The following is a 26,873-nucleotide window of genomic DNA, read 5'->3' as shown; positions in this document are numbered from 1 at the left end:
CGTTACGCCTGCCGAAATGACGAGAAGAGCACGACGAGCCTTGCGCATGCCCGGAGTGAACCGCCACGAGCTTCGAGCGCCAAGCGAAAACGTCGCGAGTCGGCCCGCTTTGCCGAGCTTTAAGGCGCTCGGCAAAGGCGCCGCCGCTTTACGGTCCTTCGACCGGGCCGCGCGACGAGGGCGGCAGGTTCAGGTTGGTCGGCGCCGAGCCGCGCGAGACCGTGTCGGAAGCTTGCGTCAGGATGTCCGGCTGCACGGCGGCATCGATGGCGCGACCGCTCACCGCACCGTGGCACCCCGCGCAAAGGCCGTCGAAGAAGTTTCGCTTGAAGGATTGGTGCGCGTACTCGCCAGGCCCGAAGACCATCGTCTCGCGCTGGATCTGCGGGTACTTGCGCGCTTGCGAGGTGGCGGTGGCCGGGAGCTTGAACAAGATGGGGAGCCCGCCCGGCACTTGAAAGTGCGCCGAGCCGTCGCTGGCGAGCGGCACGTCACCGAGCTTTCGCCGCTTGACGAAGACCTGCCCGAAGGCGTCCTTGGCGACGTTCGGTCCTCCGGCACCGAAGCTCGCCATATCGAGCGGCGGCGGTAGCTCTTCGAAGATTTCGAAGGAGCGAAGGCCATCGTCGATGAGCCGGCCGGTGGGCGTGTTCTGGAAGAGGAGGGTCGCGAGCACCGGCATGTCGAGCACGTGAACGTCGGCCTCGGCGCGGCCGGGCAACATGGTCGTAAAGCCGTTGGGCTCGTCGAGCGACGAGGCGAAGAGGCCGCGCGAGGCACGACCAAAGACCGCCACCGCGTCGATTTCGGCCTTCCCCGACTCGCCGAGGAGCCTCGTGCGGATCTCGCGGATGGGATCCACCACGTAGAGATCGTAGTCGCCGCCGAAGGCGGCCGGGTCGGCGCCCTCGCCGCCAAAGCTCACGAGCACTTTTCCGTTGGGCAGAATGGCGGGCGAACGATAAACGCCCGCGGTGCGCGGGTCGCCTTTGCCGCTCGTCACGAAACGCAGCGAGCGAAGGAAGAAGGAGCCCTCGGGCGACGAAGGCGCCGCCGGATCGAGGACCTGGGGATCGATGGGGTAGTCGGCAAGGTTGGTGCTGGTGAAGTCGATCCCGACGGATCGATTGAAGATGCCCAGCGCGCCCCCGCCGTGGGCGGCCTTGGGATCGCTGAAGATGGCGGCGAAGTTCTTGTCCGCGAGCTCCACCACCTGCGAGGCCTCGGGAAAGCCGATGCTCCCGCGCTGCGCGAACAGCGGGTGGTAGTCGCCGCCGTCGATGTTGATGCGCCGTAGCGCGAGCTGGTAAAAATCGGGGGCCCGCTTCTCGGCCGTGAAGATGATGCGCCCGTCCTGCATGAACGTCGGGTGCCGCTCGAGGTTCAAGTTGTACGTGAGCTGGCGGATGGCGCCGTCGGGCGTGAGGTCGTAGAGGTTCGCGTTGGGCTTCGCGGGGTTGGCCGGGGTGCGCTGCGGGCCGCGGTAGTCGTAGGCGCCGTCGTTCAAGTTGCCGCGCGTGGAGGCGAACACCAGGTGCATGCGGCCGGTGCCATCCGGCGGGCTGTACGCGGGGTCGAAGTTGTGAATCAGAAGCCCGTTGGCGCTCGGGGGCGTCGCGTTGATCGCCGCGTGCTTCTTGCAGTCGCTCCCGTCGGCGGCGTTCAGCTCGTAGATTTGCAGCGGCTCGCCCTGCGACGAGCGCGCCGCAAAGGCGATGCGCTTGCCATCCCACGACACGGCGGGCCTGCGGATGTCGGCCGTCGCGCTATTGAGACCGCACTTTTCGTGGAGCGCGATCTCCTTGGGCATGAGCGTGTCCGCCAGCTTCACATCGCCGTTTCGCTCGACGGTAGCCTTCGCCAAAATGAGCTCGGCGCCCGGCTTGTACTCGTCGAAATCCTGCGGCTTGTCGGGGCCCGAGGCGATGGGCCGCCGGACATAGACGATGCCCTCCAGCGAAATGAACTTGCGCTCGTCCTTCGCGCGCTCCGTCCGCTCGCGCGCGTGCCACTCGCGAATCATGCAGTACGCAGGTATTTTGTCGAGCGGATCGGTGTCGTAGTTGTATTTCGGATTGGTCGCGTCGCACACGGTGGCGAGATCCGCTGGGGCGCCGCCGTCGCCCGAGACGTTGCTGAAGTCCTCGAAGAGCGCCCCACCGCGGTGCACGATGCCGTGCGTGCCCCCGAGCTCGGGGCGAAAGAGGTTCTTGCGCACCAGGCGGCTGGCGCGCACGTCTTCGCTCTCGAGCGAGAGCTGCGCCAGGGACAAATCGTAGTTGCGGCGCGTGGCCACGAAGGAGAAGCTGCCGCCGGAGCCGCCGCGGAGCCGATAATCGTGAAACTGCGCCGCGGAGTGGCACGCGAGCATCATGCACCCCTTCTTCACGAGCATCGGCTGCACCCGGTGCGCAAAGAAGGCGAAGTTCGGCTCGATGGGTCCGAAGTCGGGCGGCCCGTGCTCGCGCGCCCAATCGAGGAGCGCGGTGTAGTCGGGATCGGAGGCCGACTCGAAGAGGATCCCGCCCTCGTGGAACGCGCCGCCTTGCGAGGGCGCCAGCGGCCTTCGGGCGATCTCGCTCTGCTCCGGGGTTTGCGCCAGGTACTGCGCGGCGGCGAAGTAGTTCCACCGCATTTGCTGGTCGGTATCGCCGCACGTCAAGTAAAGGTCGTTGGCGGCGGTGCCGTGGCAGTTCGCGGCCGCGCAGGTGCGGCGGATGGTGGGGTTCACCTTGTCGCGGAAGGTGGCAAAGTCGGCGCGGGCCGGCTCGATGGCGGGGTCGAAACCGGGCGCCTGCGGCACGAAGGTGGAGCAAGGCAGGCGCGCGGTCTGGACCCGCGCGGCGCCGGCGTTGTTCTTGGTGGCGCCGTTTTGAATCCAGCGGCGCAATGTCTGATAGGCGCTGGCGGTCGGCGTGAGGATGGGGCCACCGGCGTGCTTGATGTCGGTGGTGACCGTGGCCCGCGCGCCGTCGAACGAGCGCACCTCGATTTGAAAGTCGGGGATGTTCTTGACGAGAAACGCCGGCTGCCCGTACGGCCCGTAGTCGGCGAGCAAATCCCGGCGCCGGTCGACCCCTTCGAAGGTGGACGTGTCCAGGTTGCCGAACGCATTTCCCTTGGGCGTGGCCACATGGCACCCCGCGCCCGTGTTCGTGCGCACGCACGACGTGGTCAGGATCGGCGCGATGGATCGGTCGAAGTACGATGACGCCGCGGGCTCCTCTTTCGAGCACGCCGCGGGGAGCAGCGCGAGCCCCGCGCACACCACGGTCAATGCGGCGGCGAGAAATGCAGCTAGACGCGGCGAGCGTTGTGATTTCGACGAACCGGACGAACCGAACAAACCTGAGGGAGCGGCACGCACGGCGCTAGATTACAGCCTGCGGAGCGCGATGCGCGCTTGATCGCGCACGAAGGAGTTCGAATCGCTCGCCGCGATCTGCTCGAGCACCGGGCGCGCGGACGGATCGTGGAAGACGCCGAGCGCGTGGCACGCCGAGAGGCGCACCTCGGGGTCCGGATCGCTCTTCGCCAGTGCGATCACGCTGGCCACGCTCCCCTTGGCCTGCAAGGTGTCGAGCACTTGAACGGCGCGCCGGCGCACCAGCGGATCGCCGTCGCCGGTGAGCGGTGCCACGTGTGCGACGCCCGTCCACCCGTTGATGCGCACGCCCGAGCCGAGCGCGGCGATCTTCACGTTGGCGTCGCCGTCGGTGAGCGCCTTGGTGAGGGCGCCGCCCGCGTCGTCGTGAAGACGTCCCAGCGCATTGGCCGCGGCCACACGCACCGCGGGATCGGGATCGGCCGTGACGGCGGCGCCGCATGCGTCGATGCCCGGCTTCGCCAAGAACTCGCCCAGCGCCTCCGCCGCATAGGCGCGGCGCTTGGGGTCTGCGTCCCCCTTCAAGGTCTTGAGCGTTTGCTCGTACACCTCGCCGGGGCCGAAGACGCCAAAGATGCGCCGGCGGAGCCACCAGGCGGCGATCTCGCGCGTCTCCGCGTTGGCATCGTAGAGGAGCTTCGCGACCGGCGCGATGCACTCGAGGCACTCCACCTTTTCGCCGTGCTCGAGGGTCTCCCAGATGGCCGCGGGGGAGCCCGACGACGACGCGATGCTGACGATGCGCTCGGGCGTCGACAGGAACTCGATCTGGTCCGGCGGGATGTATCCGTAGACGGAGGTCGCGCTCTTTTGCTCGGTCGCATCGCTGCGCGCGTCGGTGCCGTTCAAGAGCGCGGCGCATGCCACGAAGGCGCCCACGATGCTCGCAACGAACTTCGGCTTCATGATTCGCTTCATGGCTAGTACTTCGTCCCCGGAGCGACCGGGTCGCCGGAATAGGGTTTGAATCCCGTGTTTTGCCTCGCGAAGTATTGCCCGCCGAGGTCCATGGTCAGGATCAAGATGCGGCGCTCTTCATCGGTGAGCGCCTTGGTTTTGTCGACGTCCTCGGGGTGCAGCGGCGTGGGCCACGCCGTTTCGTCGCCTACCTTCACGTTGATCTTCTGAATGAGCTTCGACTCGCGCGCGCTCCCGGGGACACCCCACATCGGTGGTACGTCTCCGGTAACCTTCACCCGCCCCATCTCCATGGCCGACGGGTAGAAAATGGATACGTACGATGCGTTCCATTCGCGCACTTGGCGGTCGTAATATGCGGCGATTTTGGTATCGCTCAGATCCAGGTACGGAATTTTGTACGTCGTGGTGGCCCCCGTAGCGGGATCGGTGCGCGACACCTCGTAGGTCTTGTACCCGGGGCTCGACGCATTGTGGCAGCCCGCGCACTTCTCGGTCAGGATCTTCTGCACGTACGACTTTCCCGCCGTGTCGTTCTTGTCCCAGGGCAGCTCCTCGCGATCCGCCACGCCCTTGACGAAGTTCATGGCCTGGTGCTGCTCGGCGGCCGTCGGGTTCTGCCCGAACCGCGGAACACCTTGTCCGGTGCGGTTCTCATGGCAGCCGACGCAGCGACGGTCCTCACCGGGCACCCCTTGGATCCAGAGCCCTTGCGAGCGGATCGACATGCCGTACTTGTCGATGGGCTGCAGGTGCACCGGAATGTACGGCGGGATGTTGGCGAGCCAGCTGCCGTCGGGGTACACGGGGGCTTCACCGAGCACCGCGGCGCCCTCGTGCATGGTGAGGCCGAACATGGTGACCCCGGTCGCCGCCTCGCTCGAGTAGCCTTCGATGACCCGGACCTTCACGGCGCCCTCGCGGAGCGCATCGCGCAAGGGCTTGTCCTTGAACTGACCGCCGGTGATCTTCTCGTCGAGGCTCGTCTGCGCCACGTCGATGGATCCGATGCGCACCGGGAGCGAGGTGTCCTGCCGGCTCGAAATGTCGCCGATGATCGGGGGCGACGCGCGAGGGACCACGGGCACCGCGCCGAGCTCCCACGTGGCGCGGTCGTTGTAGAGGAGCTGGTTCTTCTGGGTCGCAGGGTCGAAGAGGTAAATGCCGAAATCGGGGGGCGTGCGCGACTGCTCCGACAGATCGTTCACCGGGCCGTCCGCCCACGAGACAAGGATGCGCCCGTCGGGCAGCACCGTGGGCTCGCGGTAGCGCCCCGCGGGTGAGGGGGTGCTCTGGGTGGGGACGTCGGGGCTGAGAACCGTGTAGGTTACATGCTCTTCGTCGAGGCAGGCGTGCCCGGTCTGATTGGCCTTGGGGTCGAGGCACACCGGATCGGCGTGGTTGCGGGCGTCGATGCGGATCAAGGAGCCGGCGTGGATGGTGCGGTTGCGCGTGGTGGCGACGCCGAGCATCACGTTGGGCTCGTACTCGCGCACGTTGATGAGCGAGTTGGCCGGCTTTCCGTGCTCCCCCGCGATGGCGAGCATGTTGGTGCCGTCGGGGTTGGCGGTGAAGAGCTTGACGTCGTTCACCGCGCCGAGGTGCTCCCAGCGCGAGTAACCGAGCTTGCCGTCGTGGCGCAGGAACGGCGAGACGGTGTGCGAGAGGTTCTGCGAGAAGAGGCGCCGGTCGGCGTCGCCGCCGTCGACCGAGATGGTCGCCAGCTGGGTGACCTGCCGCGCGTGCTCGTACTCGTCGGAGCGCGTCCCCATCTCCGTGTACATCTGGTCGGTGACGAAGGCGATGCGCCCGCCCGCGATGTAGATGGGGTTGATGTCGTGCTGGTTGCCGGCCGTGAGCTGATGGATCTCGTGCTTGTCGCCGTCGTCGAGCTGCACGGTGTACAGGTGGTACTTGTCGTCGCGGTCCTTCTTCATCGAGAAGACGGCCTGGTGCGCGTCGAACGACACATCGACCCCGTTGAAGTCGGCCTTGGGGAAGGCGGCCGTCAGGTTCACCAGCTTCCCATCGGCCCGCGGCGGGGTCAGGAGATTGAGGCTCCCGCCCGGCTCGTAACGATCGTAGTCGATGACCTGGCCGTTGCCGCCGGAGACGTTGATCTCCACGGCCCCCTTGTCACCCACGTACGTGTGCACCCGCTTCATGAAGAGGATCGAGCCAATGCCCGTATCGGTCTTCGAGCCCTCCGTCGTGGAGGTGCAGGCGCTCACCAAAAACGGCAGCGACGAGGCCGAGAGGCCGGCCGCAGCGGTCAACGCAAGAACGGCGCGAAATCGAAAGCGTCGGTGCAAGTCCATTCGTCTCCGAAGTTATCGTGGAGCATGCTTCGGGCCAACCTGCGCCGCACCTTCTTTTGTGCCGGTTCGCTGCGAAGATCCCGTGTGGGGAGCCCGGGGTGCGGGGGGTCTCCTCCTCCAAACTGGGGGCTTCGTCCCCATGCGGGAGGGACGCCTCGCGACAGGAGCCGTCACTTCTTCTCGGGCTGCTGAAACGGAATGCGCGGACCGCGTACGATTTGGCCGTCGGCGGTAAGGAGGATGAGCTCCAGGGTCTTCGCCGACTCCACATCGCGAACGTCGGCGTAGAGGGTCACCTCGTGGTGTCCGGAGAGCGGCGAGATGGATCCATCGTTGTGATTCAGCCGCTGTCCACCCTCCACCAGCACCAGGCCGGGGGTGCTATCGCCGTGCGTCGAGTACAGACCGGCGCCCGATGGCAACTTGTCGGCGCCCGTTAGGGTATCCCATTGGGCGACCGCGTTTCCTTGCGCATCGTGTGCGACGAGCGCCACACCGATGGCCGCACCGTCGATCGCCGCCTCCAGCACGGCGTCGGGCACGCCGTTGGGATCGAGCGAGCCATCGGCGCCGCCCACCTTGTCGACCTTGAACGACTGCGCGGACACCGCAAAGCGGCCGATGCGCGTGTCGCCCGCACCTCCTGCCGAGGACGCGGGCTTGGATCCGCACGCGGCGAGCACGCACACGAGCGCTGCACCGAGCACGATCCGCTCACCAAGTTTCGCAAGGGAAAAGAGCGACGCCGATCTCATCGGAGACGCAGCCTAGCGAGCCAGGAAGACGAATGGTATGCGTTTTGGCGCATGCCGCATCTTCATCCCGAGCCGCTCGATCCTTTCACCTTCGGCGAGTCGCAGCCTTGTTTTGGCTGCGCCCCCGATCACCCCACGGGCTTTCGGCTTCGATTCTCGCGCATCGGCGATGAAGAGGTCACCACCACGTTCCTGCCGGGCGAGGGCCACCAAGGGCCGCCCGGGATCATGCACGGCGGGCTGGTCACCACGCTCGCCGATGAAATCGCGGCGTGGGCGGTCATCGGGCTCCTGGGGAAGTTTGGGTTCACGGCCACCATGGAGGCCAAGTTTCATCGCCCGATCCGCATCGGCACCTCGATCGACGGGCGCGCGCGCATCGTCAAGCAGGGGACGCGGGTCATCACCGTCGAGGTCTCGCTGGTGCAAGAGAACATCCAGTCGTACACGGGCAAGTTCACATTTGCCGTGCTCGACCGGGCTGGCACGGAGCGCCTGCTGCAGCGCCCGTTGCCCGAGGCGTGGGCGCGCTTCGGTCGATAGACACCGCCTTGCGCCGACGTGGGGTGCGGCACCGCGCAACCCCGGTTTTTGGCCATCATACGTGCATATCGTACCCTTGGCGCATGCGCGCTCTGCATGCGGTCCTTCTCGTCGTGCTTGGCACCGGTGCGATCCATTGCGCATCGCGTACGGGATCCGGATCGCGGTCGGGGGCGCGTCCGGCATCCGCCACCCCGAGCTCGCCGCGGCAGGGCGAAAGCGCGCCACGCGCGCCATCCCCGCTGCACGCCGCGCAAATCACGGCGGGCCGCGACCATGTGTGCGCGCGAACGGCGGAGGGGAAGGTCCTTTGCTGGGGCGCGAACGCATCGGGGCAGCTCGGCGACGGTTCGCGCATCGTGCGCGTGCACCCGACCCCTATCCGCGAGGTGGGCGACGCCGATCTGCTGGTGGCAGGCGATGAGCACACGTGCATGCGGCGGGCGCGCGATCAGCAGCTCTTTTGCTGGGGTCAGAACGGCCACGGCGAGCTAGGCGACGGGACGACCGACGGCCGTGCGGAGCCCGCCCCCGTCTCCGATCTGCACGAGGCGCTCTCGGTGAGCGCAGGCGGCCACCTGACGTGCGCGCGAAAGACGAACCGCTTCGTCATGTGCTGGGGCGAGGTGCACGAGGGGGGCGCGGTGAAGGTGCCGACCCCGGTGTTCGGAATGACGGAGACCGAGGAAATCGCGGTGGGCGCGTACCACGCGTGCGCGCGCCTGGCGCCGCCGCCCCAGGGCAATGTGCGCTGCTGGGGCGCGAACCGGGTGCGGCAGCTGGGGGTTCCCTACTTCAAAGGGCGCGGTTTGCCGGTGGCCGTTCCGCACCTGGAGAACGTGATCCAGCTGGCCCTCGGGCACGAGCACAGCTGCGCGCGCACCGCCGAGGGGATGACCCGGTGCTGGGGCGGGGGCATGCGCTGCGTGCCGGGCGAGTGGTTCGAAGGAAAGCGGGTGGCGGTGAAACCCGGCGGAATTCCGGGCATGGATGGCGTGAGCCTGGTGGCGTCGGGCGCCGATCAAGCGTGCGCCGTTCGAAACGACGGCTCGGTCATCTGCGCGCAGGAGCGCTCCCCCACCGGCGAGCGAAGCTGCATCGCGGAGCCCATCGTGGGGCTCTCGTCGGTCTCGGGGTTGGCCTTGGGCGACGGCTTCGGCTGCGCGCTGAAGACCGATGGCACCGTGTGGTGCTGGGGCAAGAACGACTCCGGCCAGCTCGGCGACGGAACGACGCGCTCGCGCACGGAGCCGGCCATGGTCACCTACGTGCGTTGGTGACGCGGCGCCGGCGAACGCCGCGTCGGGTGGCGCGGCGCCGGCGAACGCCGCGTCGGGTGACGCAGCGCCGGCGAACGCCGCGTCGGGTGACGCCGCGCCGGCGAACGCCGCGTCGGGTGACGCAGCGCTGGCGAACGCCGCGTCGGGTGGCGCGGCGCACACGAGCCATGCGGCGCCGCTAGTCCGCGCTGGCGCGCAGTCGGGCGCGGTACCCGCGCTTCTTCGAGAGCGCACCGCAGGTGTTCATCGAGCACCAGCGGCGCTCGCCCGCGCGCGACGCATCGACGAAGGGCGCGACGCACGCGGGGTTTTCGCAGAGGTGCACCCGCTCGCGAAGCGGCGAGGCGCAGAGCGTGATCAGATCGCGGGCGACCAGGGAGAGCACGGCGTCCAGCTCATCGCCCAACCAGCGCACGGCGGTGGCGTCGGGCGCGAGCGCAGGTGCGAGCGGTGGTTTGGCGGCGGCGCGGTTGATGATGGCGACGTCGCGCGGATCCGTCGGCGTGCGGTTGGCCAGGGCCTCGCCCACGCGCTGGATCGCCTCGCGCAGCTCTTTGGCGCGGACCAAATCGTCGTCGGTGCATGTGGGCGGCGTGTCGATGCAGCCGCTCTCGACGCACCAACGCGCGAGATCGGCCGGGCGAACCATGCGCTCGAACGCCTCCGCCTTGCCCCGATCGCCAAGGGTGGCCGCAAACGCGAAGCACAGGCGCGCCCCCATGAAGCGGAAATCCGCCTTGGTGCGCCGTTGTGCAGCTGGGGGCATCTCCTTGGCCATGTCCACCAGTTTAAGCGGTTGACATCCAGCGCACAAGCTCTAGAACTTCGCGTGTCCACCTGTCGAACAGGTGGACTATCATCCGGGGTGCGCGCGACTCCGTCGGGAGACGTCCACCCGCACGCGGCCCCGAGAAAGGAAACGAGACGTGAGAACCATCCAAGGCCCCGGCCTTCATCTCGCTCAGTTCGCCGATGACGTGCCGCCATTCGACAACCTGGCGTCGATCGCCACCTGGGCAGCCGGACATGGTTTCAAGGCGCTGCAAGTGCCGGCGTGGGATCGCAGGTTGATCGATCTCGCAAAGGCGGCGGAGAGCCAAACCTATTGCGATGAGCTAAAAGGCATTTTGGCCGAACGCGGTATCGTGATCAGCGAGCTCTCGACGCACCTTCACGGTCAGCTCGTGGCGGTGCACCCCGCCTACGATGCGGCGTTCGACAACTTCGCCGCGCCCGAGGTGCGCGGCAATCCCTCTGCGCGCACGGCCTGGGCCATCACGCAGCTGAAATTGGCGGCAAGAGCCTCGCGCCGGCTCGGTCTCACCGAGGTGGCCACCTTCTCGGGCGCCTTTGCGTGGCCGTATTTCTTCCCCTGGCCGCAGCGGCCCGCGGGGCTCATCGAAGCGGCCTTCGAAGAGCTGGGTCGAAGGTGGCGGCCCATCCTCGATGCCTTCGACGAGGCCGGCGTCAACCTCTGCTACGAGCTGCACCCCGGCGAAGATCTGCACGACGGCGTGACCTTCGAGAGGTTCCTCGACCGAGTCGGCGGCCACGCGCGGGCCAACATTCTCTACGATCCGAGCCACTTCGTTTTGCAGCAATTGAACTATCTCGACTTCATCGACATTTACCACCCGCGAATCCGCATGTTTCACGTCAAGGACGCGGAGTTCAACCCGACGGGCCGTCAGGGCATCTACGGCGGCTACCAGCCCTGGGCCGATCGCGCAGGCCGATTCCGCTCGCTCGGCGATGGACAAGTCGACTTCAAAGCCATCTTTTCCAAGTTTGCACACTACGATTACCCCGGCTGGGCGGTGGTCGAGTGGGAGTGCTGCCTCAAGCACCCCGAGGACGGCGCCCGCGAAGGCGCCCGATTCGTCATCGATCACATCATCCGCGTCACCGAGAAGGCCTTCGACGATTTCGCAGGCGGCGCCGCCGACCACGCGGCCAATCGGCGGACGCTCGGCCTCGGCTGATTTCGAGCCGTCTGGGCGTTTCGCGTTCTTCGACGAGCCGACGATTCGTCCTCTTCGACGACTCGTTCCATTCGACGACTCGTCCTTTCGACAATCTAGCACTTCACATCGCGAGAGAAACCATGACCACGTCGATTCCGCCCCGAGACATTGGAAATATCGTCCACTCGAACGACAACGTTTCCAATCATGATTTCAAGCATACGTATACGAAGGTCGATGGCATCACCTTGCATCACGTCCACTGCGGCGAGGGCTCCCCCGTCTTGTTGCTGCCGGGCTGGCCGCAGACCTGGTACGTCTGGCGCCACGTCATGCGCGCGCTCGCCAAGGTAGGATATCGCGCCATCGCCGTCGACCTTCGCGGGCTCGGCCAATCGAGCCGCCCGACGACCGGCTACGACACGGGCCGGGTCGCTGCCGATCTTCATCACTTGATGCGCAAGCTCGGCCACGAGCATTATCCGGTGATCGGCCACGACGTGGGCATGTGGATCGGCTACGCGCTCGCCAGCGATCACCCCGAGGTCGTCGAGCGCCTCGCCATCTTGGAGGCGTTCATCCCGGGTCTCGCGCGCTCCCCGGAGATATTCTTGCCGCAGTCGCAGAACGTCTTCATGTGGCACTTCATGTTCAATCAACTGGCCGACCTGCCCGAGCTGCTCATCCAAGGCCGCGAGCGCGCCTACCTCTCATGGATGTTCGATCAATGGGCCTACAAACGCGACCGGGTCGCCGTCGAGACCTACATCGAGTCGTATTCATCCCCCGGCGCCCTGCGCGGAGGCTTCGCCCACTACCGGGCCATCCCCGAAACCAGCGCCCAAAACGAACGGCGCGCCAAAACGAAATTGCGTATGCCCGTGCTCGCCCTCGGCGCCGAGCATGCCACGGCCGATATGCCGCTGACGATCATGGAGCCCGTGGCCAACGATTTGCGGGGCGCGATCCTGCCGGGTTGCGGACACTTCGTGCCGGAGGAGGATCCCGACGCATTGCTCGCGCACGTGCTGCCGTTTTTGCGCGGCGCGAGCTGAGCAACGCATCGACATGTTCGACATGGGGGTACGCCGTCGAACGAAAGACCGCGGGCTGCCAACGATTCTCCGCCGGCAGCCCGCGTGGGAGGGCGCTCGTGCGAAACCGCGGGTGATGGACGACGAGAAGGTTCGGCTGCTGTCGAGGCGGTGTCCTCTTACGAGAGCAACGACGTCGACCGGATCAGCGAGCCCCTCCCAACGAGGTGTCGACGAACGAGCATTTCCGCATCGGGTTTATCGGAACATCTCCCAGGCATCCACGACGGATGCGCGCGCTCGCAGCATCCCATTCGATGCACCTCCGTACTGGACCTCGGCCGAAACAAAGAGCCCGTTCGCCAGCGACTGAATGGATGCGCATCCCGTACCACATGAGTTGATTGCGAATTGCTCCCACGCATCCGCGACGGATGCACGCGCTCGCAGCATCCCATACGAGCTACCTCCGTACTGGATTTCGGCCGAAACAAAGAGCCCATTGGCTTGTGACCGAAGCGTCCAGTACGATCCATAATAACAGACGGTATAGAGCTCCCATGCGTCCACGGCCGCTGCACGCGCACGCAGCATCCCATACGAGCCACCTCCATACTGGATCTCCGCCGAAACGAAGCGATTGTTCGCCCACGACGCAATCGCCACGTTCGAGGTGCAGGTCTCTTGCGTGCTGCGACCGGTTCTTTCCGCGACCACGTCGGACAACGCACGCGGCCCATCGACATCCTCGACGGCGGGAGCCATAGGCTCGACCGAAGGAGCGCCGGCCGGCGTCGCCGAAGTCGCCCCCGCTACCTCCGTAATCGCGTCGTTTGTGACGTCGTCCGGTTGAGACTCATTGCCAGCACACCCCGAGACGGCAACCACCGCCGTCACTGCGACAGCAATTATTTTCATATTTTCACCCCACGTTTTCCAGCCATGAACACACGCAACCCTGTACCCATCCCACTTCGATGTGTATTTTTCAGACACGGTCGTCGACATCGCGGGTTCGTCCAGCAAAGTCCGCGAGCTTCGAGCTTCGCGAAAAGCAGGGCGATCGGGCGATCGGCCGATTGGTGCGAAACGTCGAACGGGCTCTATGTCGCCATCCTTTGCACGCGGATGTCGCCTTGATCCGATAGCGTACTCATTGCAGCATTTCCGCATCGCTCGAATCGTCGCGATTCAAGGGTTCTCTCCTTTCTCCAAGCCCGGTGAGCCCCCGGGGGAGCGCTCGCAGTCGCGGCGCACCCGGCCCCCCGCCGACACGAGCGCCGGCGCGGGTTGGAGGTTCACGCGATAGTGAGTCCTTGCCGCAGATCGTTACCCAAACAAACAAAAAAAATTTGCAGCATCTCGGACACGACAAGCACAAGCGAGACCCCTCTTTCGAAGGCGCCCGCTCCATTTTTGGTTTGGTGAAATCGCTCGGTGCGGCGGTGTCGTCCGCACCACAAACCTACTGTGTCGCGAGCACGGTATCCTGTGCGCCACAAAGATAATTAATGGCTATAGTCGGCTCCAAAGAGCGCGGGCATGAACTTTCGACAGTTCGACGAAGCCTATCTCCAACTCCTCTGCCTGGGCGATCCAGAAGTAGAGGCACATTTTACGATTTACTTCGGAGAGCTCATGCTCGCCAAACTGCGAGCGCGTGTCAAATCGACGCACATTATCGACGACATTCGTCAGGAGACATTTTCGCGAGTCTTGCAGATCCTCCGATCACGAGGCGGCGTACGCCACCCGGAGAGGCTCGGGGCACTCGTAAACGCGGTCTGTACCAATGTGTTCCGGGAGGGCTGTCGTTCGCGTCGATACGAGGAGTTTCCGGCCGAAGGACTCGCCATGTCGGTAGGCGATGTCGTGGATGGGCTCATCTCGGAGGAGCAGCGGCGCACGGTCCGTCGTGTCCTCGGCGAGCTGCCGGAATCGGATCGACGCCTCCTCCGCGCGATATTCTTCGATGAAGCGAGCCGCGAAGAGATCTGCGCCGACTTGCACGTGGATCGCGAATACCTCCGTGTGCGCCTTCATCGCGCGAAGGAGAAATTCCGAGCGCTCTTCGAGCGGAGCGAAAACCAGCAGCCCACGCGACCCCTCTCCAGCCGCTTCTGATCCTGCTGGCACCATGAACACGGACAAGGTTACGAAACGCGCACAGGGGCCAGTCGCTCCATGTGGCGGGTGCTCGCCGGACAATTACGCGGATGTCGTTCAATGGCCCGACTCGGGCGATGATGGCCAGGCTGGTACATCGATGTGCTTTCCGATGGCTTCGATCGGATCACGTCCAAAGTCGGCGGCCGCTCGCTCGATGTGGAGGGATGCGCCGTGACCCCAAAGGGGATGTTCGCGTTTGGAACCATTGGCAAGGGGATCGCCAAAAAGTGGCTTTGCTTCGCAAGCGCTCCCGACCCCCGGTACCGGCACGCCTCGAGGCGATTGGCTGGCGCTCGTATCGAGGTTCCCGTGATCCGGAGAGTGACCTTGCTCGCGATCGAGCCGCCGAGCGAGGATGCCGGCGGCTCGCGCGAGGGGGCGATTCGAGCGGATTAGAACTGAATGCTGGCGCCCCCCGACAGCACGAAGTTTTCGCCTCGTTGCGCGCCATCCACGAGCTGCGTTGGATAGCGGCCGTCGGCGTCGGCGCCTTGGATGCTGGCGCGCCAGATGTTGCCGGCGGCTTGGACGAGCGTTCGCCGGCCCGCGGGGTCGAGGACGTAGAGGCCCGTCTCTTTTCCGAGCAGCCGATTGCCGCCGGGGTCGTCCGGCCTTCCGAGATCGGCCGCCACGTCTCGAAGCAGGACGGCGTCCTCGTCTTCGGAGGTCATGTGGCTCTTGCGCACGACGAGCTTCGTGTCGGAGTCGGCCTGAATACCGAACCTTTTGGCCGATATCGTCGTTTCGGCGATGGTGGCTTCACTGTCGGAGGCGAGGTAAATACCGACTTTGCCAATGGATTCGAAGGTGCCTTTCTCCACCTCGAGGCGCCCGTAGGACATGGCGCCAAAGGTCGAGTTTTTTACGCTGGAGCGGCGAAAGGTCAGCTTGCTGCTCGCGCGGGCCACGAAGAGCCCGGCGCCGGCTTCGTCGCTGACCGTGGTGTCCTCCACGTTCACCGAAGCGCGGTCGCTGGAGACGATCTGCGACGAGGCCGTGCACGCGTCGCCGAGGGCGGGACGGGTGAATGTGCCTCGGCCGATCGAGGCGGTGGAGTCATCGAAGGCTGCGAAGCTCCCGTTGCCCAAGTTGGTAAAGGAGACGTTGTCGAGCGTTGCATTGGAGCGACCTCCGAGGAGCACCCCAATGACGTTTTTGCAGCCTTCGGCGTCCAGGCTTGGCGAGGTCTTTCCGCGGAAAGAGCCTTTGTTCATACGGATTCGAGCCTGCTCGATGCCGGTCACCCCGGCAAATGACAGCTCCTCCATGGTGATGTCTTCGAGCTCACCTTGGGAATCGGCCCCGAACACAAAACCGCCTCCCCCGGTCACCTTGGCGTTTTTGATGACGAGCTTGCCCTTTGCCACGACCGCATAACGGAAGGACTCGAATGCGAGGTTGCGGATTTGCCCAGCGCCCGCGTACAGGAGACCCGCCTTCTCCAAACTGCCGGAGGAAAGGACGGCGTCGCCGCTCCCCTCGAGGATGACGCCATCGGGAACCTTTTGGGGCCAGCTCTCACCGCTCGCTTCGCTGTAGCGGCCGGCCGCCAAGGAGACGGTCTGCCCGGATTTGGCGATGGTGAGCGCCTTCTTCAAGGTCCTCACGGGTCGAGCCGAGGTGCCGGGGTTTTCGTCCTGGCCTTCCGGAGATGCATGCACATTGCACGTGATTTTCGAGGCCGGATCGCAGCTGGGATCTTTGTTTGGCTCGGGGGACGGGACGGGATCTTTTTGCCCGCCCGGAGGCGGCTTATCGCGCCCCGGATCCTCCCGCGCAGGCGAGGGATCGGAGCTGGAGCTGCACGCCGTGCTCAAAGGAAGAACGACGCCGAGAACGAGCGCCGTCATCCATGGTCGAAATCGAGAAAGCGTTATTTCAAGTGATGGTCCAAGCATGTGGACCGGCTCATCGCAACTCTCGAGCCACCCGCGAGGATCGGGTTTTCGCTTTTGCACGGCGCATCGAAGATGCCATACGTGCAAAACGGGATACGTGGTTGAAACGTCACAGACGCGCGCGGGCGCGGGCGAACGCTGCTCTCCGCAGCGCCCGCATCGGCCGCCGGCGGATCAAAAGGAGACGAACGCGTCCGGCAAGAGCGCCCCGAGCGAGGTGTCGCGGCGCGTTTCTTCACCGGCGTCGTTTTCGCTCACGAGGACGACGGGCATCTCGCGCGCGAATTCGACCAACACTTGGCGGCAGATGCCGCAGGGGGAGCCGGGGCTCGCCCCAAAGGTGGCGATGGCGCAGGCCACCGGCTTGTCGTCGCCCGAGGCCACCATTTGCACGATGGCGGAGCGCTCGGCGCAGATGGTCGCGCCGTACGATGCGTTCTCCACGTTGCAGCCGCGGAAGACGTTGCCGCTCGCCGTGGCGATGGCGGCGCCGACGCGGTACTTCGAATAGGGCGCGTAGGCGCGCGCGCGCACCGCTTTGGCCTCGGCCACCAGGCGATCGAGGAGCGCAGGGGTCACGACCGACGAGGCCGAGGTGCTCATGGGAGCTCGCCCGCCGCGGCGATCCAGCCCGAGAGCAAGGTCTGGAGCTCGTCGCGCTTGGCGCGGGCCGTCTCTTCCACCTCTTGGTGCGTCGGGGGGTTGCCCTCGGTTCCGCCGGCCACGTTGGTGACGCAGCTCAACGCGCCCACGCGAACGCGCATGTGGCGGAGCGCGATCACCTCTTGCACGGTGCTCATGCCCACGGCGTGCGCGCCGAGGAGCTGCAGCATCCGCACCTCCGCCGGGGTCTCGAAACAGGGGCCGGAGAGGCCCGCGTAGACGCCCTCGCGAAGGGTGATTCCGTGCTTCGCCGCGACGCGGTGAAGGGCTGCGCGCAGGCCGAGGTCGTACGCCTCGCTCATCTCGGGAAAGCGGGTGCCGAGGGCGTCTTCATTTGTACCGATCAGTACATTTTGACCGGTGAGGTTCAAGTGATCGGAGATCACCATGAGATCGCCCACGGACCAGGTGGGGACGAGGCCGCCGACGGCGTTCGTGAGGAGGATCGTCGAAGCGCCGAGGCGGGCCATGGTGCGGACGCCGTGGACCACGGACTCCAGCGGGTGGCCTTCGTAGGCGTGCGCGCGGCCTTGCATGCACACGACCTCCACGTTGGAGGACTTGCCGAAGCAGAGGTTCCCGGCGTGTCCAAAGACCTTGGAGGCAGGCAGGTGCGGGAGCTCGCCGTAGGGGATCTTCACCAGATCCTGCAGGGTGTCGGCGAAGGGACCGAGGCCGCTGCCGAGCACCAGCCCGACCTTGGGCTTGGCCGAGGGGATGCGCGCGAGGATGGCCGCCTTGGTGGCATCGAGGCGGGCGGCGATGGTGGCCGCGGGGGTGCTCATGTTCGGGGCCCCGTGAATTTGGCGCGCAAGGCCTCGACCACCACGGAGGGGGCGTAGCGGCTCACGTTGCCGCCGTGGCTGGCGATTTCGCGGATGAGGGAGGCCGACACGAAGCCGTGCTCGGTGCGCGAGGGCAAAAAGACGGTGTCGACCGAGGGGCAGAGATCGGCGTTGGCGTGGGCGATTTGGAGCTCGTACTCGAAGTCGGTGACCGCGCGCAGGCCGCGCACGACGACCCTGGCGCCCACTTGCTGGCAGTAGTCGATGAGCAGACCGTCGAACGATTCGACCCGCACGTTGGACAGGTGGCTCGAGACGGAGCGCACGAGATCCATGCGCTCCTCGAGGGAAAAGAGCGGGTGGCGCGTGGGGTGAACGCCCAGTCCCACGATGACGTCACTGAAGAGCGCGGAGGCGCGTTCGATCAGATCGAGGTGCCCGAAGGTAACGGGATCGAAGCTCCCCGCGTAAACCGCGAGTCGCGCCACAGCGGGATGGGACAGTCGGCTCATTTCGCCCTCACTTCTTCGTATCGGACTTGTCGGGTTGCCCCTTGGCCGCGTCGGGCTTTGCGCCTGCCGGTGCAGGCGCGGCCTTCGGGGGCGCGGCTTTGGGGGGAGTGAGCTTGAGAGGCTTGTCACCCGGCTTGGCGGCCGGCGTGGCATCCGGGGCCGCGGGCTGGCCCGGGTTGGCGCTCGGCGGAGGGGCCGAATGCTGCGCGTTGGGGTTCATGGCCGGATCCGGCTCGAGCCACGCGAAGCGGCCTTCGTCGCTGAAGGTGACGCGGAAGAGCGCGACCAGGCCCGCGCCCAACACGCCGCCGAGCTCCACGTCGGTGACGCCCTTGGTGGTGTCGTTCGGTATGCCCTGGACGGCCGGCAGCATCGGTAGATCGAATGTACCGAGGCGGAAGACCGGGAGCGATCCGGTTTTCATGTTTTGGAGCTCGGGCTCCGGGCGAACCGTCTTCGGGTCGACCCCCGCCTTTTGCCAGGCGGGGTTGTTCAGGGCGACGAGGTAGGACTGGGACGAGTCGACCAGGAGGAGCGCCTTGCCGTCTTCTTTGGCGGAGACGGTGGCGTGCATCAAGAGGCCGCCGTTGGGCGTGTACCAGAAAGGAACGCGGGCCGAGTCGGGCGGCGCCGCCGGCTCCTGCTTGCGGACCACGAACTGCGAGCCGCGGCGGTCGAACGTGGCGTGCGCATGGCGAAGGAGGCTCGCCCCGATCAGCGCCTTGACGGGCGCGCCGAGCACCCGCGAGAGGCCGCTCAGATCCTGCGTGCGCGCCGGCACGTCGCGCACCTCGACCCCGTTGAAGGACAGGTTCACCCAAGCCGGCTCGCGGCGCGAGTTGGAGTCGACGACCACCTCCCCGTTGGCGGTGGCGATCATCGCCAGGATTTGCTCGCCTTCGAGCTCGCACGGGACCACCAGGGCCGAGCCTGCGCGCGGCATGTCCACCTGCCCCACCACGCTGCCATCGATCGCGTACGGGTGCCGCCCGGCGCCGTGCCGCGCCAGAATCGAGATGTCGCGCGCCCACGGATCCTTCACCGAAGGATCGCGCAGCACGCCCTCCAGATCGTCGGCGGCGGCCTCCAGATCCCCTGCGTACCAGTGCGCACGTCCGCGCAGACCGGCCGCCTCGGTGCCTTGCAGCCCTTGCGTGAGCTTGATCGCCTCGGCGTAGTCGAGCCGCAGGAGCGCCAGGCGGGCGCCGAGCAGCCGCACTTCGGTGTCGTTGGGGGCCGTCTGGAGCGCGGAGGTCACGGCCTGGCGGGCGTCGTCGAAGTCTCCGTTGCGGTAGCTCGCCTTTGCGCGGGAGAGCCATTTGTCGGCCAGCGGGGCGCGCGTGGGCTCTTGAATGCCTCCTCCGCAACCGGCTGCTCCCAACGACGACACCGCGAGGGATACCGCCAGCAAGGTGAGGACACTTCGCAATCGCATTGTAAAAATCTCCATCATTGAGCCACTGGGTCCGCCGGCGCGGGATCGATTCGAAGGATGCGATCGGCCCGAAGCTCGCGCCGTCCGCGCCCCGGGAGCTGATAGCCGATCACCCGCGGCGGGTCGAGATCGGCACGTATTTCGGTGAGCACCATCAAAAGAGGCTCCGGTTTGCGGCGGCTGGGACGATAGGTCAAAAGCACCGTATTTTCATGGAGTACGGCCTCTTCGCAAGCGGCCACGATGGCGCTGCGCGCGCGCCGGGCCGCCACGCGCACCTCCCACAAATCCCGGGCGCTGACCGGAGCGAGCTCGGCGACACAACGCTCGAAAACCCGGCGCATTGCCCGCACATCCGGGCCCGCCCGATGCGCCTGCCCGTGCTCGATGGACATGGAGATCGCCAGGTTCTTGAGCGAGTAGCTCTGAAAGGCAAACGCGCGGCGCGCGAGGATCAAGGTGTCCACGGGGTGCATGAGCGCGGGCGGGATGGGGCGGCCGGCGCGTTCCAGCTCCATCTCGAGGAAGGCCACGTCCCACTCGGCCGCGTGGGCCACGAGCACGGCGCCATCGAGGATCGCGAGGACCCGGTCCGCGACCGCATCGAACAGCGGCGCGCCGGCCAGGGCTTCGCGATCGATACCGTGGATGTGCACGTTCCCCAAGGCGCGCTCGCCGGGCAGGATCAAGGTCTCCAGCACCGCCTCGGGCTCCGCGTCGGGATCCACACCGCGGACCCTCTCGATGCAGATCTCGAGCACGCGATCCTTGGATGGATCGAGGCCGGTCATCTCCAGATCGAGGAACGCCCAAGGAACGTCGCGCGGGGGTTCATCCCACGGGGGACCGGGCGGCGGATCGAAGAGCGGATGGTTATTTCGCGTGCGCGACACCATCGAGCCAGACGTAAAATCCTTCGCCGGTTTTCTTGCCGAGCTTCCCGGCGCGCACCATGGTCCGCAAGAGCGCCGGCGGGCGGAATTGTTCGCCGAGCTCCTTGTGCAGGTGCTCGAGGATGGCGAGCCGCACGTCGAGGCCGACCAAGTCGGTCAGCTTGAGCGGTCCCATGGGGTGCCGGTAGCCGAGCTCCATGCCCCGATCGATGTCGACCGCGCTGGCGACCCCCGTCTCCAGCATGCGAATGGCCTCGGCGCCGAGCAGCACGCCGAGGCGGCTGGTGGCGAAGCCGGGGGAGTCGCGCACGACGATGGGGGTCTTGCCCAGGTGGCGCGCCAGATCGAGCGCGTGGGAGAGGGTCTCGTCGGAGGTGCCGATGCCGCGCACGACCTCGAGCAGCTCCATGAGCGGGGGCGGGTTGAAGAAGTGCAAGCCGATGATGCGATCGGGCGCGCCCGCCTTGGCGCCGAGCTCCGTGAGCGAGAGCGACGAGGTGTTCGAGCCGAAGAGGGCGTTGGGCGCGGCGTCGAGCGCCTCGCGAAAGAGCGCGACCTTGAGCGCCATGTCCTCGGGCGCGGCCTCGATGACGACATTGCAGCCGGCGCACGCCTCCCGAACGTCGCTCGCGGGGATGAGGCCCTCCAGGGCGCGATCGCGGGCGATGGGGGCGAGCTTGCCCTTGCCCACCAGCTTGTCGAGCTGCGCGAGGATGCTCGTGCGGGCCTCCCCCGCGCGGTGGATCGCGGCGTCGTAGAGGCGGACGCGGTAGCCGCTCTGGACGGCGACCTGGGCGATCCCCTGCCCCATCGTTCCGGATCCGAGCACGGCGATGATGCCGGGCGGGCCCCCGGCGGGGAGGGTCGGCGACGTACCGTGGGATTCGGGGTGGGCGGTCATGCGGATTTCTCCCGGAGGTGGCCGAGCGCGGCGCCGCACTCGCAGGTCTTGGGCACGAAATCTTTGTGGTAGACGCGCTCGCAGCGGGTGCACACGCGCGCATCGGGCTCGTACGCGATGGACTTGTTGCTCTCGGCACAGCGGCGGCCGACGACCTGGAGCGGGTCCATGGGCAGAACGTCGGTGGGATCGTCGACGGCGGCCGGGATGTCGGCGTCTTCGGGCACCTCGACCGTGTGGGGCACGCGCTCGCGCGCCTCTTTGACGATCCACGCGGCGGCCTGGGGCTGCGAGGCGACGCGGGCGCGGATGATCAGCTCCTGATCGGCCTCGTCGCGGCCTTGGACGACGACGGCCTTGTTCGCGCCGTCCCATGAAACCTTGCTGGTGGCGTGCCAGGGGATGCGCCGGATGGTGCCGCGATCGATGCCGGCGCCGCCGGCCCCCACCCGCAAAACGGGATCGCCGCTCGTTCCCCACCAGATGGCGAAGCCAAAGAGGGCGGCGCCGCCGGCCAGCAGCCAGGGGGTGACCTTGGAGGGCTCGGGGGCATCGCTGGCGAACTGTCCAAACGCTCCGGCGCCCAGCGACATGGCCCCCACGGCACCGATGAGCCGGACGAGAATCGGGTTCGCCGAGCTTTGAGGAAAGAAGCGGCGCTCATGCCGGGCCGCCTGCCGAAAGCGTTTTTTCGCCATGGCTCCTTATAGTGCGTCGTTTCAATGGATGAAACTCGTTCGCTTCCGCCGGGCGCTCGAGCCACCGCTTCTCTTCTTCTTGTCTTTTTCGGCTGTCTTCTTGCGGACTTGGCTGCGTATCCGGCTGTGTGCTCGGCGGGCTATTTGGCGAGGAGGGCCAGCGCCTCCCGGACGGCTTCGGCGAGCGGTACGCTATCGACCTTCTTGCCGAGGATGTTCACCGCACGTTCGGCCTCGGCCGGGCGATACCCCATGCGGGTGAGGGCCGACACGGTCAGCTCGGCCGCAGTCGCCGCCTTGCTCGCGGGTCCGGAGGCCGCGGCCGCGACCGCCGTGGCGCCCGCCACGGCGCCGGCGATGCCGATTTTGTCCTGCAGCTCCAGGAGCAGGCGCTCGGCGGTTTTTTTGCCGATCCCGGGCACGCTGGTCAGCTTGGTCAGGTCTTTGTTGGCGATGGCGCGCCCCAGCTCGGTCGCGGGGAGCACGCTGAGCAAGGCGATGGCCGTTTTGGGGCCCACGCTGGAGACGCCGATGAGGGTGCGGAAGGCCACGCGATCGGCGAGGGTGGCAAAGCCGAAGAGCACGAGCAAATCCTCGCGCGCGTGGGTGTGCACATAGAGGGTGGTGCGGCCGCCCTCGTCGGTCTGCGCGCGGCCGACGGTGCCGAGTGGGACGGTGAGCTCGTAGCCCACGCCCGCGACATCGACGACGATCGCGCCGTCCTCCTCGTGTGCGATCACCTTGCCGGTGAGCCTTCCGATCATCGTAGAAGCCGATTATCACGGGGCGAAGGCGAGCCCCAATCGAAAACCAAGAAACGGGCCCTCGGGCCGCGCCGTGACCCGCGCATCGGCCTTGACCACCACGCCGCGGGCGTAGCCCAAATCGATGTCGAGGGTCGCCCATGCGCGCACGCGCGGGTGGAGCCGGAGGCGAACGTCGAAGGCGACGGCCGCGTCCAAGTACGAGTCGGTGGCGGAGCGGGCCATCGCCTGCTTGGAGCCGGGCGATGCATCGACGAGCAAAAGGCCGCCACCGATCCTCGGCGTGACGGAGAGCTCGAACGGGGCGTGCTCCACGCGAACGACGGCAACTCCGATGGAGACGTCGAGGAGGGTGATGCGGGTCGTGCCCAGGCGATCTTCGGTGCCGCCACGCAGGAGGCCAAAGCCGATGCGGGCTCGGTCGATGTGGAGATCGAGGGAGCCTCCGAACAGTGCCGTGGCGGGCGCCGCGAGGAAGATGCGGGTCTGCGCGGCGGCGCGCAGGTTCCAGAGGGGGCGTTCGTTCGAGGCGGCTGGCGGTGCCTCGGCGGGAGGGTCGGTGGGAGGCGGTTCGGGGGATGGGGGGTCGCGGGGTGGGGGTTCGGCGGGGCGTGGGGGTGGCGCGGAGGATGCGGGATCGGAGGGAGGGGCGGCGGGCGCCGAGAGGGCGGCGGAGCGTACGAGCTCGGCGGCGACGACGGCCATTCCGCGTGGACGGGCTGCCGTCGGAAGATCGCCGATGTCCATGAGGCGGGCGGCGGGAGGGCGATCGCCGGCGGCGATGCGGAAGGTGACGAGCTCTCGGTCGCTTCCGCAGGGCATGGCAATGTCGAGGGTCACGATGCCGTTCGAGTTGGCGGGGGCCGCGGGGCCGGGAACGACGGCGAGGGGCGCCAGCTCGACGCGAAGGACGTCGAGAAAGGTGTCGTAGTCCAAAGGGGCGCCGCCGCACTCGTGCAAGCGCACGTGGATGTCGGGCTTTTGCGCGGAGGCAGGGGCGGCCCACGATGCGAGGGCGAGCATGGCCGCGGCGCATGCGGCTTTCGTTCGCAACGTTCGTGGCCTTCGCGCCGGGTCGGTCAAGGATGCGCCCAGCGCCGAACCTCGGTGAGACGCGATCCCCGCGGGAAACGACGCTCGTAATCGGCCGCCGCCGACTGCGCCCGCGCGCGCTCGCCTGCGCGGGCATAGGCCTCCACCAGGCGCGCGCGCGCATCTTCCTCCAAGCCGCGCGGTGCGCCGGCCTCGATCATGGCCGAGAGCAAGGCGGCCGAGGCGCGCGGATCGTCCTCCATGGTGAGCCGCGCCAAGGTGAAGGCTGCAAACGATGCGCGCGGATCGCCGTGCGCATCTTGAATCACGCGATGCAACACATCGGCCGCGCGGCGGCGATCGCCCGTGCGCTGGGCGCGATCCGCTTCGCGCAGCATGATGTCGACAGGATCCGGCATCGGCGCCGCGGATGCCAGCGGACCGGCCGCGGACGCCGGCGCCGCGGATGCTAGCGGACCGGCCGCGGGCGGTGGCGCCGCGGGTGCCAGCGGACCGGCCGGTTGCGAAGACGACAACGGCGGCAACACCGTGGCAGGCGCCGACGATCCAGGCGCCACCGCGAACGGCGCGTATGCCTCCGGCGGCGCGGTTGCGACAAACGACTCGGATGCGGCGGGTTCCGTTGCAACAGGCGCGGTTGCGGCAAGCGACTCGGATGCTGCGGGCGCCGATGCGGCAGGCGCCGTTGCGACAGGGGCGGGCGCCATGGCGACGGGCGCCGCGTACGGCGATTTCAGAAGGGGCGCACCCGGCACGTCCGCGACGCCATCGGCCGAAGGCGTCGATCGATCGTCCTGCGAGAAGTGCAGCGGCTGCGGAAACGACCGAAACGACTCCGCGGCACTCGATTCAGGCCCTGCGAGCGCAGCCTCGGCGCCCACGATCTCGAGCTGATCGCCCGCCACCAGGCGCTTTTCGTGCCCCGGAACCTGCTCCCCCCGAACGACGACGACCCCCCGCTCGACGGACACCCCCACCCGCCCCGCGTCGCGTTGGATGGAAAAGGCGGTACCCACGACCTCCACGGTGGCCAACCCGCACTCGATCACCCATCGCCGCGGCCCCCCCGGGTGCACCTCGAAGTTGCTCCGCCCGCGACGGAGCGCGGTGACGAACGCATCCCCGCTGTTCTGCAGCACCTCCAGGTGGCTGTTGGGCGCGAGCGTCACCCGCGAACCATCGGAGAACTCCATGGGCGCAGCTGCGCCGGGGCCACCCAGCTCGCTCGGAAGCGGACCTCGCGCCAGCCGAAGAGGACCGGCGGAGAACCACGGCCCGTGGGCCAGCCAAAGAACGAACGCGAGCGCCGCCATGACGCTCCCGAACGCGATGGCCCAGAGCGCATGCCGGTTCGCGCCGACCTCCCGGCGCGCAAGTTGACGTTGCACGCCACGCCACGTTCGATGCAGGTCGGCCTCGTCGAAGCCGTCCTCGAGATGTTCGCGAAGTGGAGTCTTGAGATCCGCCACCTTCATGCCTCCTCGATCCGGACGTACTTTCGAACTTGGTCATCGGCGGCCGAGATGCGCCGTTTGATCGTTGCCAGCGAGCAGCTGCACGCTGCGGCAACCTCCTCGAGCGAGCCTCCCTCCACGTAACGGAGCATCCACGCGATGCGATGGGCCGCGGGAAGGCGCGCAAGAACCCGATCGACCCGCGCCAAGTCCGCGCGCACCTCGGGGGAGGTCCCGCGCTGCACCAGCAATTCCAGCGGCGCGTCGTCGATGCTGCGGTCGAGCCCCAAGAGCCGCCTCAATTTGCGCCGGCGAAAGCGGCGGTGCGTTTGCCGGACGGCGATTTGCATCAGCCACCCGCCGACGGCCTCCGGCTGCCGCAAGCTCTCGAACTCGCTCAACGCGATGGCAAATGTATCCTGAACGACGTCCTCCGCGTCGGTGCGATTGCCGAGCAAGCGCAAGACCGTCGACCAAATGGGCCCGAAGTATTTTCGATAGAGCGCCTCTTTGGCCCAGCTGTCCCCTTTGCGAACACGCTGGACCAACTCGACGTCGCTCGGCGTGACGACCACGGGCACCTCGCGGCGCGCATCGAAGCTCGATTCATGGAGTGTGGCGGAGGGCATCCTCGTCCGAAAGGGCCACCATGCCCCCGAAATGGCTCACATCGAATCCGTCGAGGGTGAGCTATTTCGAACGCCATGCGGCTCTACATCCCGATGCCCTCCACGGTACACGCCGCAGCTTACCTTTTTGCGGCCTTCGCCATCGGGTCCGCGTGCAGCCCGGAACGGCAAATTCTAGTGTCAGCCAACGAGCCGCAGCTCGGCATCTGCAGCTCCCACGAGGCGTGCCTCCCCAACCAGCTGTGCGTAAACCTCGACGGCGGCGCATCCACCGAGGGCATCTGCACGAGCTGCTCGGATCCGCGCGCCATCGTAGCGTGCAAGCAGAAGTGTCCCTTCGGCTGGAAGCTGGAGCAGACGAAGGCCAATGTGTGCATGACCTGCTACTGCGCTCCCCTCGACGACTGCCGCTCGGATCTCGATTGTGCCCAGGGGATGCGTTGCTACGCGGGGCGCGCGTGCGAGCCAAACTGCGACGGCAGCCCCGCGTGCTGCCACGGAAACATCTGCGCCTACCCGGGGTGCACGGATACCCGTGAGCTGGAGTGCTCGCGGACCGGGTGTCCCTACAGTCAGGCCTGCTCGTCCGATTGCAAAGCGCTCCCCAAGTGCTCGTGCGAATCGAAGACGGGGACATGGTCGTGCACGGGAACCTGCGGGGCGCAGTGCGCCTTACCGTCTCCGTAATCGGCGCGCAACGCTCGCAAAAAGACGCAAAAAGAGGCGCGTGCCCCCGAGACGGATCGTCCGAGGGCACGGCGCGCACGTCGCTCGGTTAGACCGGCTTCGTCGGAGGTTCCGGCACCGGCTTCGTCGGGGGTT

24 protein-coding genes are annotated in these 26,873 nt (G+C 67.0%); 6 read left to right on the top strand and 18 right to left on the bottom strand.

The window, feature by feature from the left end; genetic code table 11:
• Window positions 1-148: 148 nt before the first annotated feature.
• The 4 genes from LZC94_48200 to LZC94_48185 form a co-directional block, all read right to left on the bottom strand.
• Window positions 149-3,277 carry a hypothetical protein gene (locus LZC94_48200; protein WXB15588.1) on the bottom strand — a complete coding sequence of 1,043 codons (3,129 nt, stop codon included), beginning with the start codon at window positions 3,275-3,277 and terminating at the stop codon, window positions 149-151.
• A gap of 99 nt (window positions 3,278-3,376) precedes the next feature.
• Complete coding sequence (locus LZC94_48195; protein ID WXB15587.1) at window positions 3,377-4,303, bottom strand: HEAT repeat domain-containing protein; 927 nt, start codon at window positions 4,301-4,303, stop codon at window positions 3,377-3,379.
• Window positions 4,304-4,305: 2 nt separating this feature from the next.
• Entirely contained in the window at window positions 4,306-6,621 is a 2,316-nt protein-coding gene (locus tag LZC94_48190; protein WXB15586.1) for a hypothetical protein, read from the bottom strand.
• Window positions 6,622-6,791: 170 nt separating this feature from the next.
• Window positions 6,792-7,376, bottom strand: a complete 585-nt coding sequence (locus LZC94_48185; protein WXB15585.1) for a hypothetical protein — start codon at window positions 7,374-7,376, stop codon at window positions 6,792-6,794.
• Between the two features lie 51 nt (window positions 7,377-7,427).
• On the opposite strand from LZC94_48185, the gene LZC94_48180 reads away from it, so the two are divergent.
• Together LZC94_48180 and LZC94_48175 are read left to right on the top strand one after the other, a co-directional pair.
• Window positions 7,428-7,919, top strand: a complete 492-nt coding sequence (locus tag LZC94_48180) for a PaaI family thioesterase (protein WXB15584.1) — start codon at window positions 7,428-7,430, stop codon at window positions 7,917-7,919.
• 83 nt (window positions 7,920-8,002) lie between these two features.
• Window positions 8,003-9,199 (top strand): hypothetical protein, encoded by a 1,197-nt coding sequence (locus LZC94_48175; GenBank protein WXB15583.1) that lies wholly within the window; start codon window positions 8,003-8,005, stop codon window positions 9,197-9,199.
• Window positions 9,200-9,377: 178 nt separating this feature from the next.
• Here the strand turns inward: LZC94_48175 and LZC94_48170 are convergent, their stop codons facing one another.
• Window positions 9,378-9,977 carry a CGNR zinc finger domain-containing protein gene (locus LZC94_48170; GenBank protein WXB15582.1) on the bottom strand — a complete coding sequence of 200 codons (600 nt, stop codon included), beginning with the start codon at window positions 9,975-9,977 and terminating at the stop codon, window positions 9,378-9,380.
• A 148-nt stretch (window positions 9,978-10,125) separates the two neighbouring features.
• On the opposite strand from LZC94_48170, the gene LZC94_48165 reads away from it, so the two are divergent.
• Window positions 10,126-11,181: a sugar phosphate isomerase/epimerase gene (locus LZC94_48165; GenBank protein ID WXB15581.1), complete on the top strand. Its 1,056-nt coding sequence runs from the start codon at window positions 10,126-10,128 to the stop codon at window positions 11,179-11,181.
• A 122-nt stretch (window positions 11,182-11,303) separates the two neighbouring features.
• Window positions 11,304-12,218 (top strand): alpha/beta hydrolase, encoded by a 915-nt coding sequence (locus LZC94_48160; protein WXB15580.1) that lies wholly within the window; start codon window positions 11,304-11,306, stop codon window positions 12,216-12,218.
• Window positions 12,219-12,455: 237 nt separating this feature from the next.
• Here the strand turns inward: LZC94_48160 and LZC94_48155 are convergent, their stop codons facing one another.
• Entirely contained in the window at window positions 12,456-13,205 is a 750-nt protein-coding gene (locus tag LZC94_48155) for a hypothetical protein (protein WXB15579.1), read from the bottom strand.
• 630 nt (window positions 13,206-13,835) lie between these two features.
• Between LZC94_48155 and LZC94_48150 the strand changes: the two genes are divergently transcribed.
• A complete protein-coding gene (locus tag LZC94_48150) occupies window positions 13,836-14,321 on the top strand; it encodes a sigma-70 family RNA polymerase sigma factor (GenBank protein WXB20334.1) in 486 nt (161 codons plus the stop codon).
• 437 nt (window positions 14,322-14,758) lie between these two features.
• Here the strand turns inward: LZC94_48150 and LZC94_48145 are convergent, their stop codons facing one another.
• The 12 genes from LZC94_48145 to LZC94_48090 all read right to left on the bottom strand — a co-directional run bounded on the left by LZC94_48145 (window position 14,759) and on the right by LZC94_48090 (window position 26,051).
• Window positions 14,759-16,216: a DUF1565 domain-containing protein gene (locus LZC94_48145; protein ID WXB15578.1), complete on the bottom strand. Its 1,458-nt coding sequence runs from the start codon at window positions 16,214-16,216 to the stop codon at window positions 14,759-14,761.
• Between the two features lie 222 nt (window positions 16,217-16,438).
• Entirely contained in the window at window positions 16,439-16,867 is a 429-nt protein-coding gene (gene cdd, locus LZC94_48140; protein WXB15577.1) for a cytidine deaminase, read from the bottom strand.
• Window positions 16,864-17,712 carry a purine-nucleoside phosphorylase gene (locus LZC94_48135; GenBank protein ID WXB15576.1) on the bottom strand — a complete coding sequence of 283 codons (849 nt, stop codon included), beginning with the start codon at window positions 17,710-17,712 and terminating at the stop codon, window positions 16,864-16,866. Before LZC94_48135 ends, cdd begins: the two co-directional genes overlap by 4 nt.
• Window positions 17,709-18,224 (bottom strand): pantetheine-phosphate adenylyltransferase, encoded by a 516-nt coding sequence (gene coaD / locus LZC94_48130; GenBank protein WXB15575.1) that lies wholly within the window; start codon window positions 18,222-18,224, stop codon window positions 17,709-17,711. The genes LZC94_48135 and coaD overlap by 4 nt, the downstream gene beginning before the upstream one ends.
• Before the next feature lie 7 nt (window positions 18,225-18,231).
• Window positions 18,232-19,659: a hypothetical protein gene (locus LZC94_48125; protein ID WXB15574.1), complete on the bottom strand. Its 1,428-nt coding sequence runs from the start codon at window positions 19,657-19,659 to the stop codon at window positions 18,232-18,234.
• A 14-nt stretch (window positions 19,660-19,673) separates the two neighbouring features.
• Complete coding sequence (locus LZC94_48120; protein WXB15573.1) at window positions 19,674-20,555, bottom strand: 3'-5' exonuclease; 882 nt, start codon at window positions 20,553-20,555, stop codon at window positions 19,674-19,676.
• Complete coding sequence (locus LZC94_48115; GenBank protein ID WXB15572.1) at window positions 20,533-21,453, bottom strand: 3-hydroxyacyl-CoA dehydrogenase family protein; 921 nt, start codon at window positions 21,451-21,453, stop codon at window positions 20,533-20,535. Before LZC94_48115 ends, LZC94_48120 begins: the two co-directional genes overlap by 23 nt.
• Window positions 21,450-22,151, bottom strand: a complete 702-nt coding sequence (locus LZC94_48110; protein WXB15571.1) for a hypothetical protein — start codon at window positions 22,149-22,151, stop codon at window positions 21,450-21,452. The genes LZC94_48115 and LZC94_48110 overlap by 4 nt, the downstream gene beginning before the upstream one ends.
• A 140-nt stretch (window positions 22,152-22,291) precedes the next feature.
• On the bottom strand, window positions 22,292-22,915 hold the full coding sequence (gene ruvA, locus LZC94_48105; GenBank protein ID WXB15570.1) for a Holliday junction branch migration protein RuvA: 624 nt from the start codon (window positions 22,913-22,915) through the stop codon (window positions 22,292-22,294).
• Between the two features lie 15 nt (window positions 22,916-22,930).
• On the bottom strand, window positions 22,931-23,968 hold the full coding sequence (locus LZC94_48100; protein ID WXB15569.1) for a hypothetical protein: 1,038 nt from the start codon (window positions 23,966-23,968) through the stop codon (window positions 22,931-22,933).
• A 26-nt stretch (window positions 23,969-23,994) separates the two neighbouring features.
• A complete protein-coding gene (locus LZC94_48095) occupies window positions 23,995-25,443 on the bottom strand; it encodes a FecR family protein (protein ID WXB15568.1) in 1,449 nt (482 codons plus the stop codon).
• Window positions 25,440-26,051, bottom strand: coding sequence for an RNA polymerase sigma factor (locus tag LZC94_48090; protein WXB15567.1), 612 nt, complete (start codon window positions 26,049-26,051; stop codon window positions 25,440-25,442). Before LZC94_48090 ends, LZC94_48095 begins: the two co-directional genes overlap by 4 nt.
• 75 nt (window positions 26,052-26,126) lie before the next feature.
• Here LZC94_48090 and LZC94_48085 point away from each other — a divergent pair, with 75 nt between their 5' ends.
• Window positions 26,127-26,738, top strand: a complete 612-nt coding sequence (locus LZC94_48085; GenBank protein ID WXB15566.1) for a hypothetical protein — start codon at window positions 26,127-26,129, stop codon at window positions 26,736-26,738.
• Window positions 26,739-26,873 lie beyond the last annotated feature (135 nt).

This window comes from Sorangiineae bacterium MSr11954 (assembly GCA_037157815.1).
GTDB classification, from domain to species: Bacteria; Myxococcota_A; Polyangia; order Polyangiales; family Polyangiaceae; genus Pendulispora; species Pendulispora albinea.
The sequence above is the reverse complement of the archived record's forward strand: the minus strand, read 5'-3'. Positions and strand labels throughout refer to the sequence as shown.

Bases quoted from the DNA above. Each gene is read 5' to 3' on its own strand.
- LZC94_48115 (WXB15572.1), bottom strand. From the start codon at position 21,453: ATGACCGCCCACCCCGAATCCCACGGTACGTCGCCGACCCTCCCCGCC.
- LZC94_48190 (WXB15586.1), bottom strand. From the start codon at position 6,621: ATGGACTTGCACCGACGCTTTCGATTTCGCGCCGTTCTTGCGTTGACC.
- LZC94_48120 (WXB15573.1), bottom strand. From the start codon at position 20,555: ATGGTGTCGCGCACGCGAAATAACCATCCGCTCTTCGATCCGCCGCCC.
- LZC94_48145 (WXB15578.1), bottom strand. From the start codon at position 16,216: ATGACGGCGCTCGTTCTCGGCGTCGTTCTTCCTTTGAGCACGGCGTGC.
- LZC94_48195 (WXB15587.1), bottom strand. From the start codon at position 4,303: ATGAAGCGAATCATGAAGCCGAAGTTCGTTGCGAGCATCGTGGGCGCC.
- ruvA (WXB15570.1), bottom strand. From the start codon at position 22,915: ATGATCGGAAGGCTCACCGGCAAGGTGATCGCACACGAGGAGGACGGC.
- LZC94_48185 (WXB15585.1), bottom strand. From the start codon at position 7,376: ATGAGATCGGCGTCGCTCTTTTCCCTTGCGAAACTTGGTGAGCGGATC.
- coaD (WXB15575.1), bottom strand. From the start codon at position 18,224: ATGAGCCGACTGTCCCATCCCGCTGTGGCGCGACTCGCGGTTTACGCG.
- LZC94_48155 (WXB15579.1), bottom strand. From the start codon at position 13,205: ATGTCGACGACCGTGTCTGAAAAATACACATCGAAGTGGGATGGGTAC.
- LZC94_48110 (WXB15571.1), bottom strand. From the start codon at position 22,151: ATGGCGAAAAAACGCTTTCGGCAGGCGGCCCGGCATGAGCGCCGCTTC.
- LZC94_48135 (WXB15576.1), bottom strand. From the start codon at position 17,712: ATGAGCACCCCCGCGGCCACCATCGCCGCCCGCCTCGATGCCACCAAG.
- LZC94_48085 (WXB15566.1), top strand. From the start codon at position 26,127: ATGCGGCTCTACATCCCGATGCCCTCCACGGTACACGCCGCAGCTTAC.
- LZC94_48175 (WXB15583.1), top strand. From the start codon at position 8,003: ATGCGCGCTCTGCATGCGGTCCTTCTCGTCGTGCTTGGCACCGGTGCG.
- LZC94_48150 (WXB20334.1), top strand. From the start codon at position 13,836: ATGCTCGCCAAACTGCGAGCGCGTGTCAAATCGACGCACATTATCGAC.
- LZC94_48125 (WXB15574.1), bottom strand. From the start codon at position 19,659: ATGCGATTGCGAAGTGTCCTCACCTTGCTGGCGGTATCCCTCGCGGTG.
- LZC94_48095 (WXB15568.1), bottom strand. From the start codon at position 25,443: ATGAAGGTGGCGGATCTCAAGACTCCACTTCGCGAACATCTCGAGGAC.
- LZC94_48170 (WXB15582.1), bottom strand. From the start codon at position 9,977: ATGGCCAAGGAGATGCCCCCAGCTGCACAACGGCGCACCAAGGCGGAT.
- cdd (WXB15577.1), bottom strand. From the start codon at position 16,867: ATGAGCACCTCGGCCTCGTCGGTCGTGACCCCTGCGCTCCTCGATCGC.
- LZC94_48090 (WXB15567.1), bottom strand. From the start codon at position 26,051: ATGCCCTCCGCCACACTCCATGAATCGAGCTTCGATGCGCGCCGCGAG.
- LZC94_48180 (WXB15584.1), top strand. From the start codon at position 7,428: ATGCCGCATCTTCATCCCGAGCCGCTCGATCCTTTCACCTTCGGCGAG.
- LZC94_48160 (WXB15580.1), top strand. From the start codon at position 11,304: ATGACCACGTCGATTCCGCCCCGAGACATTGGAAATATCGTCCACTCG.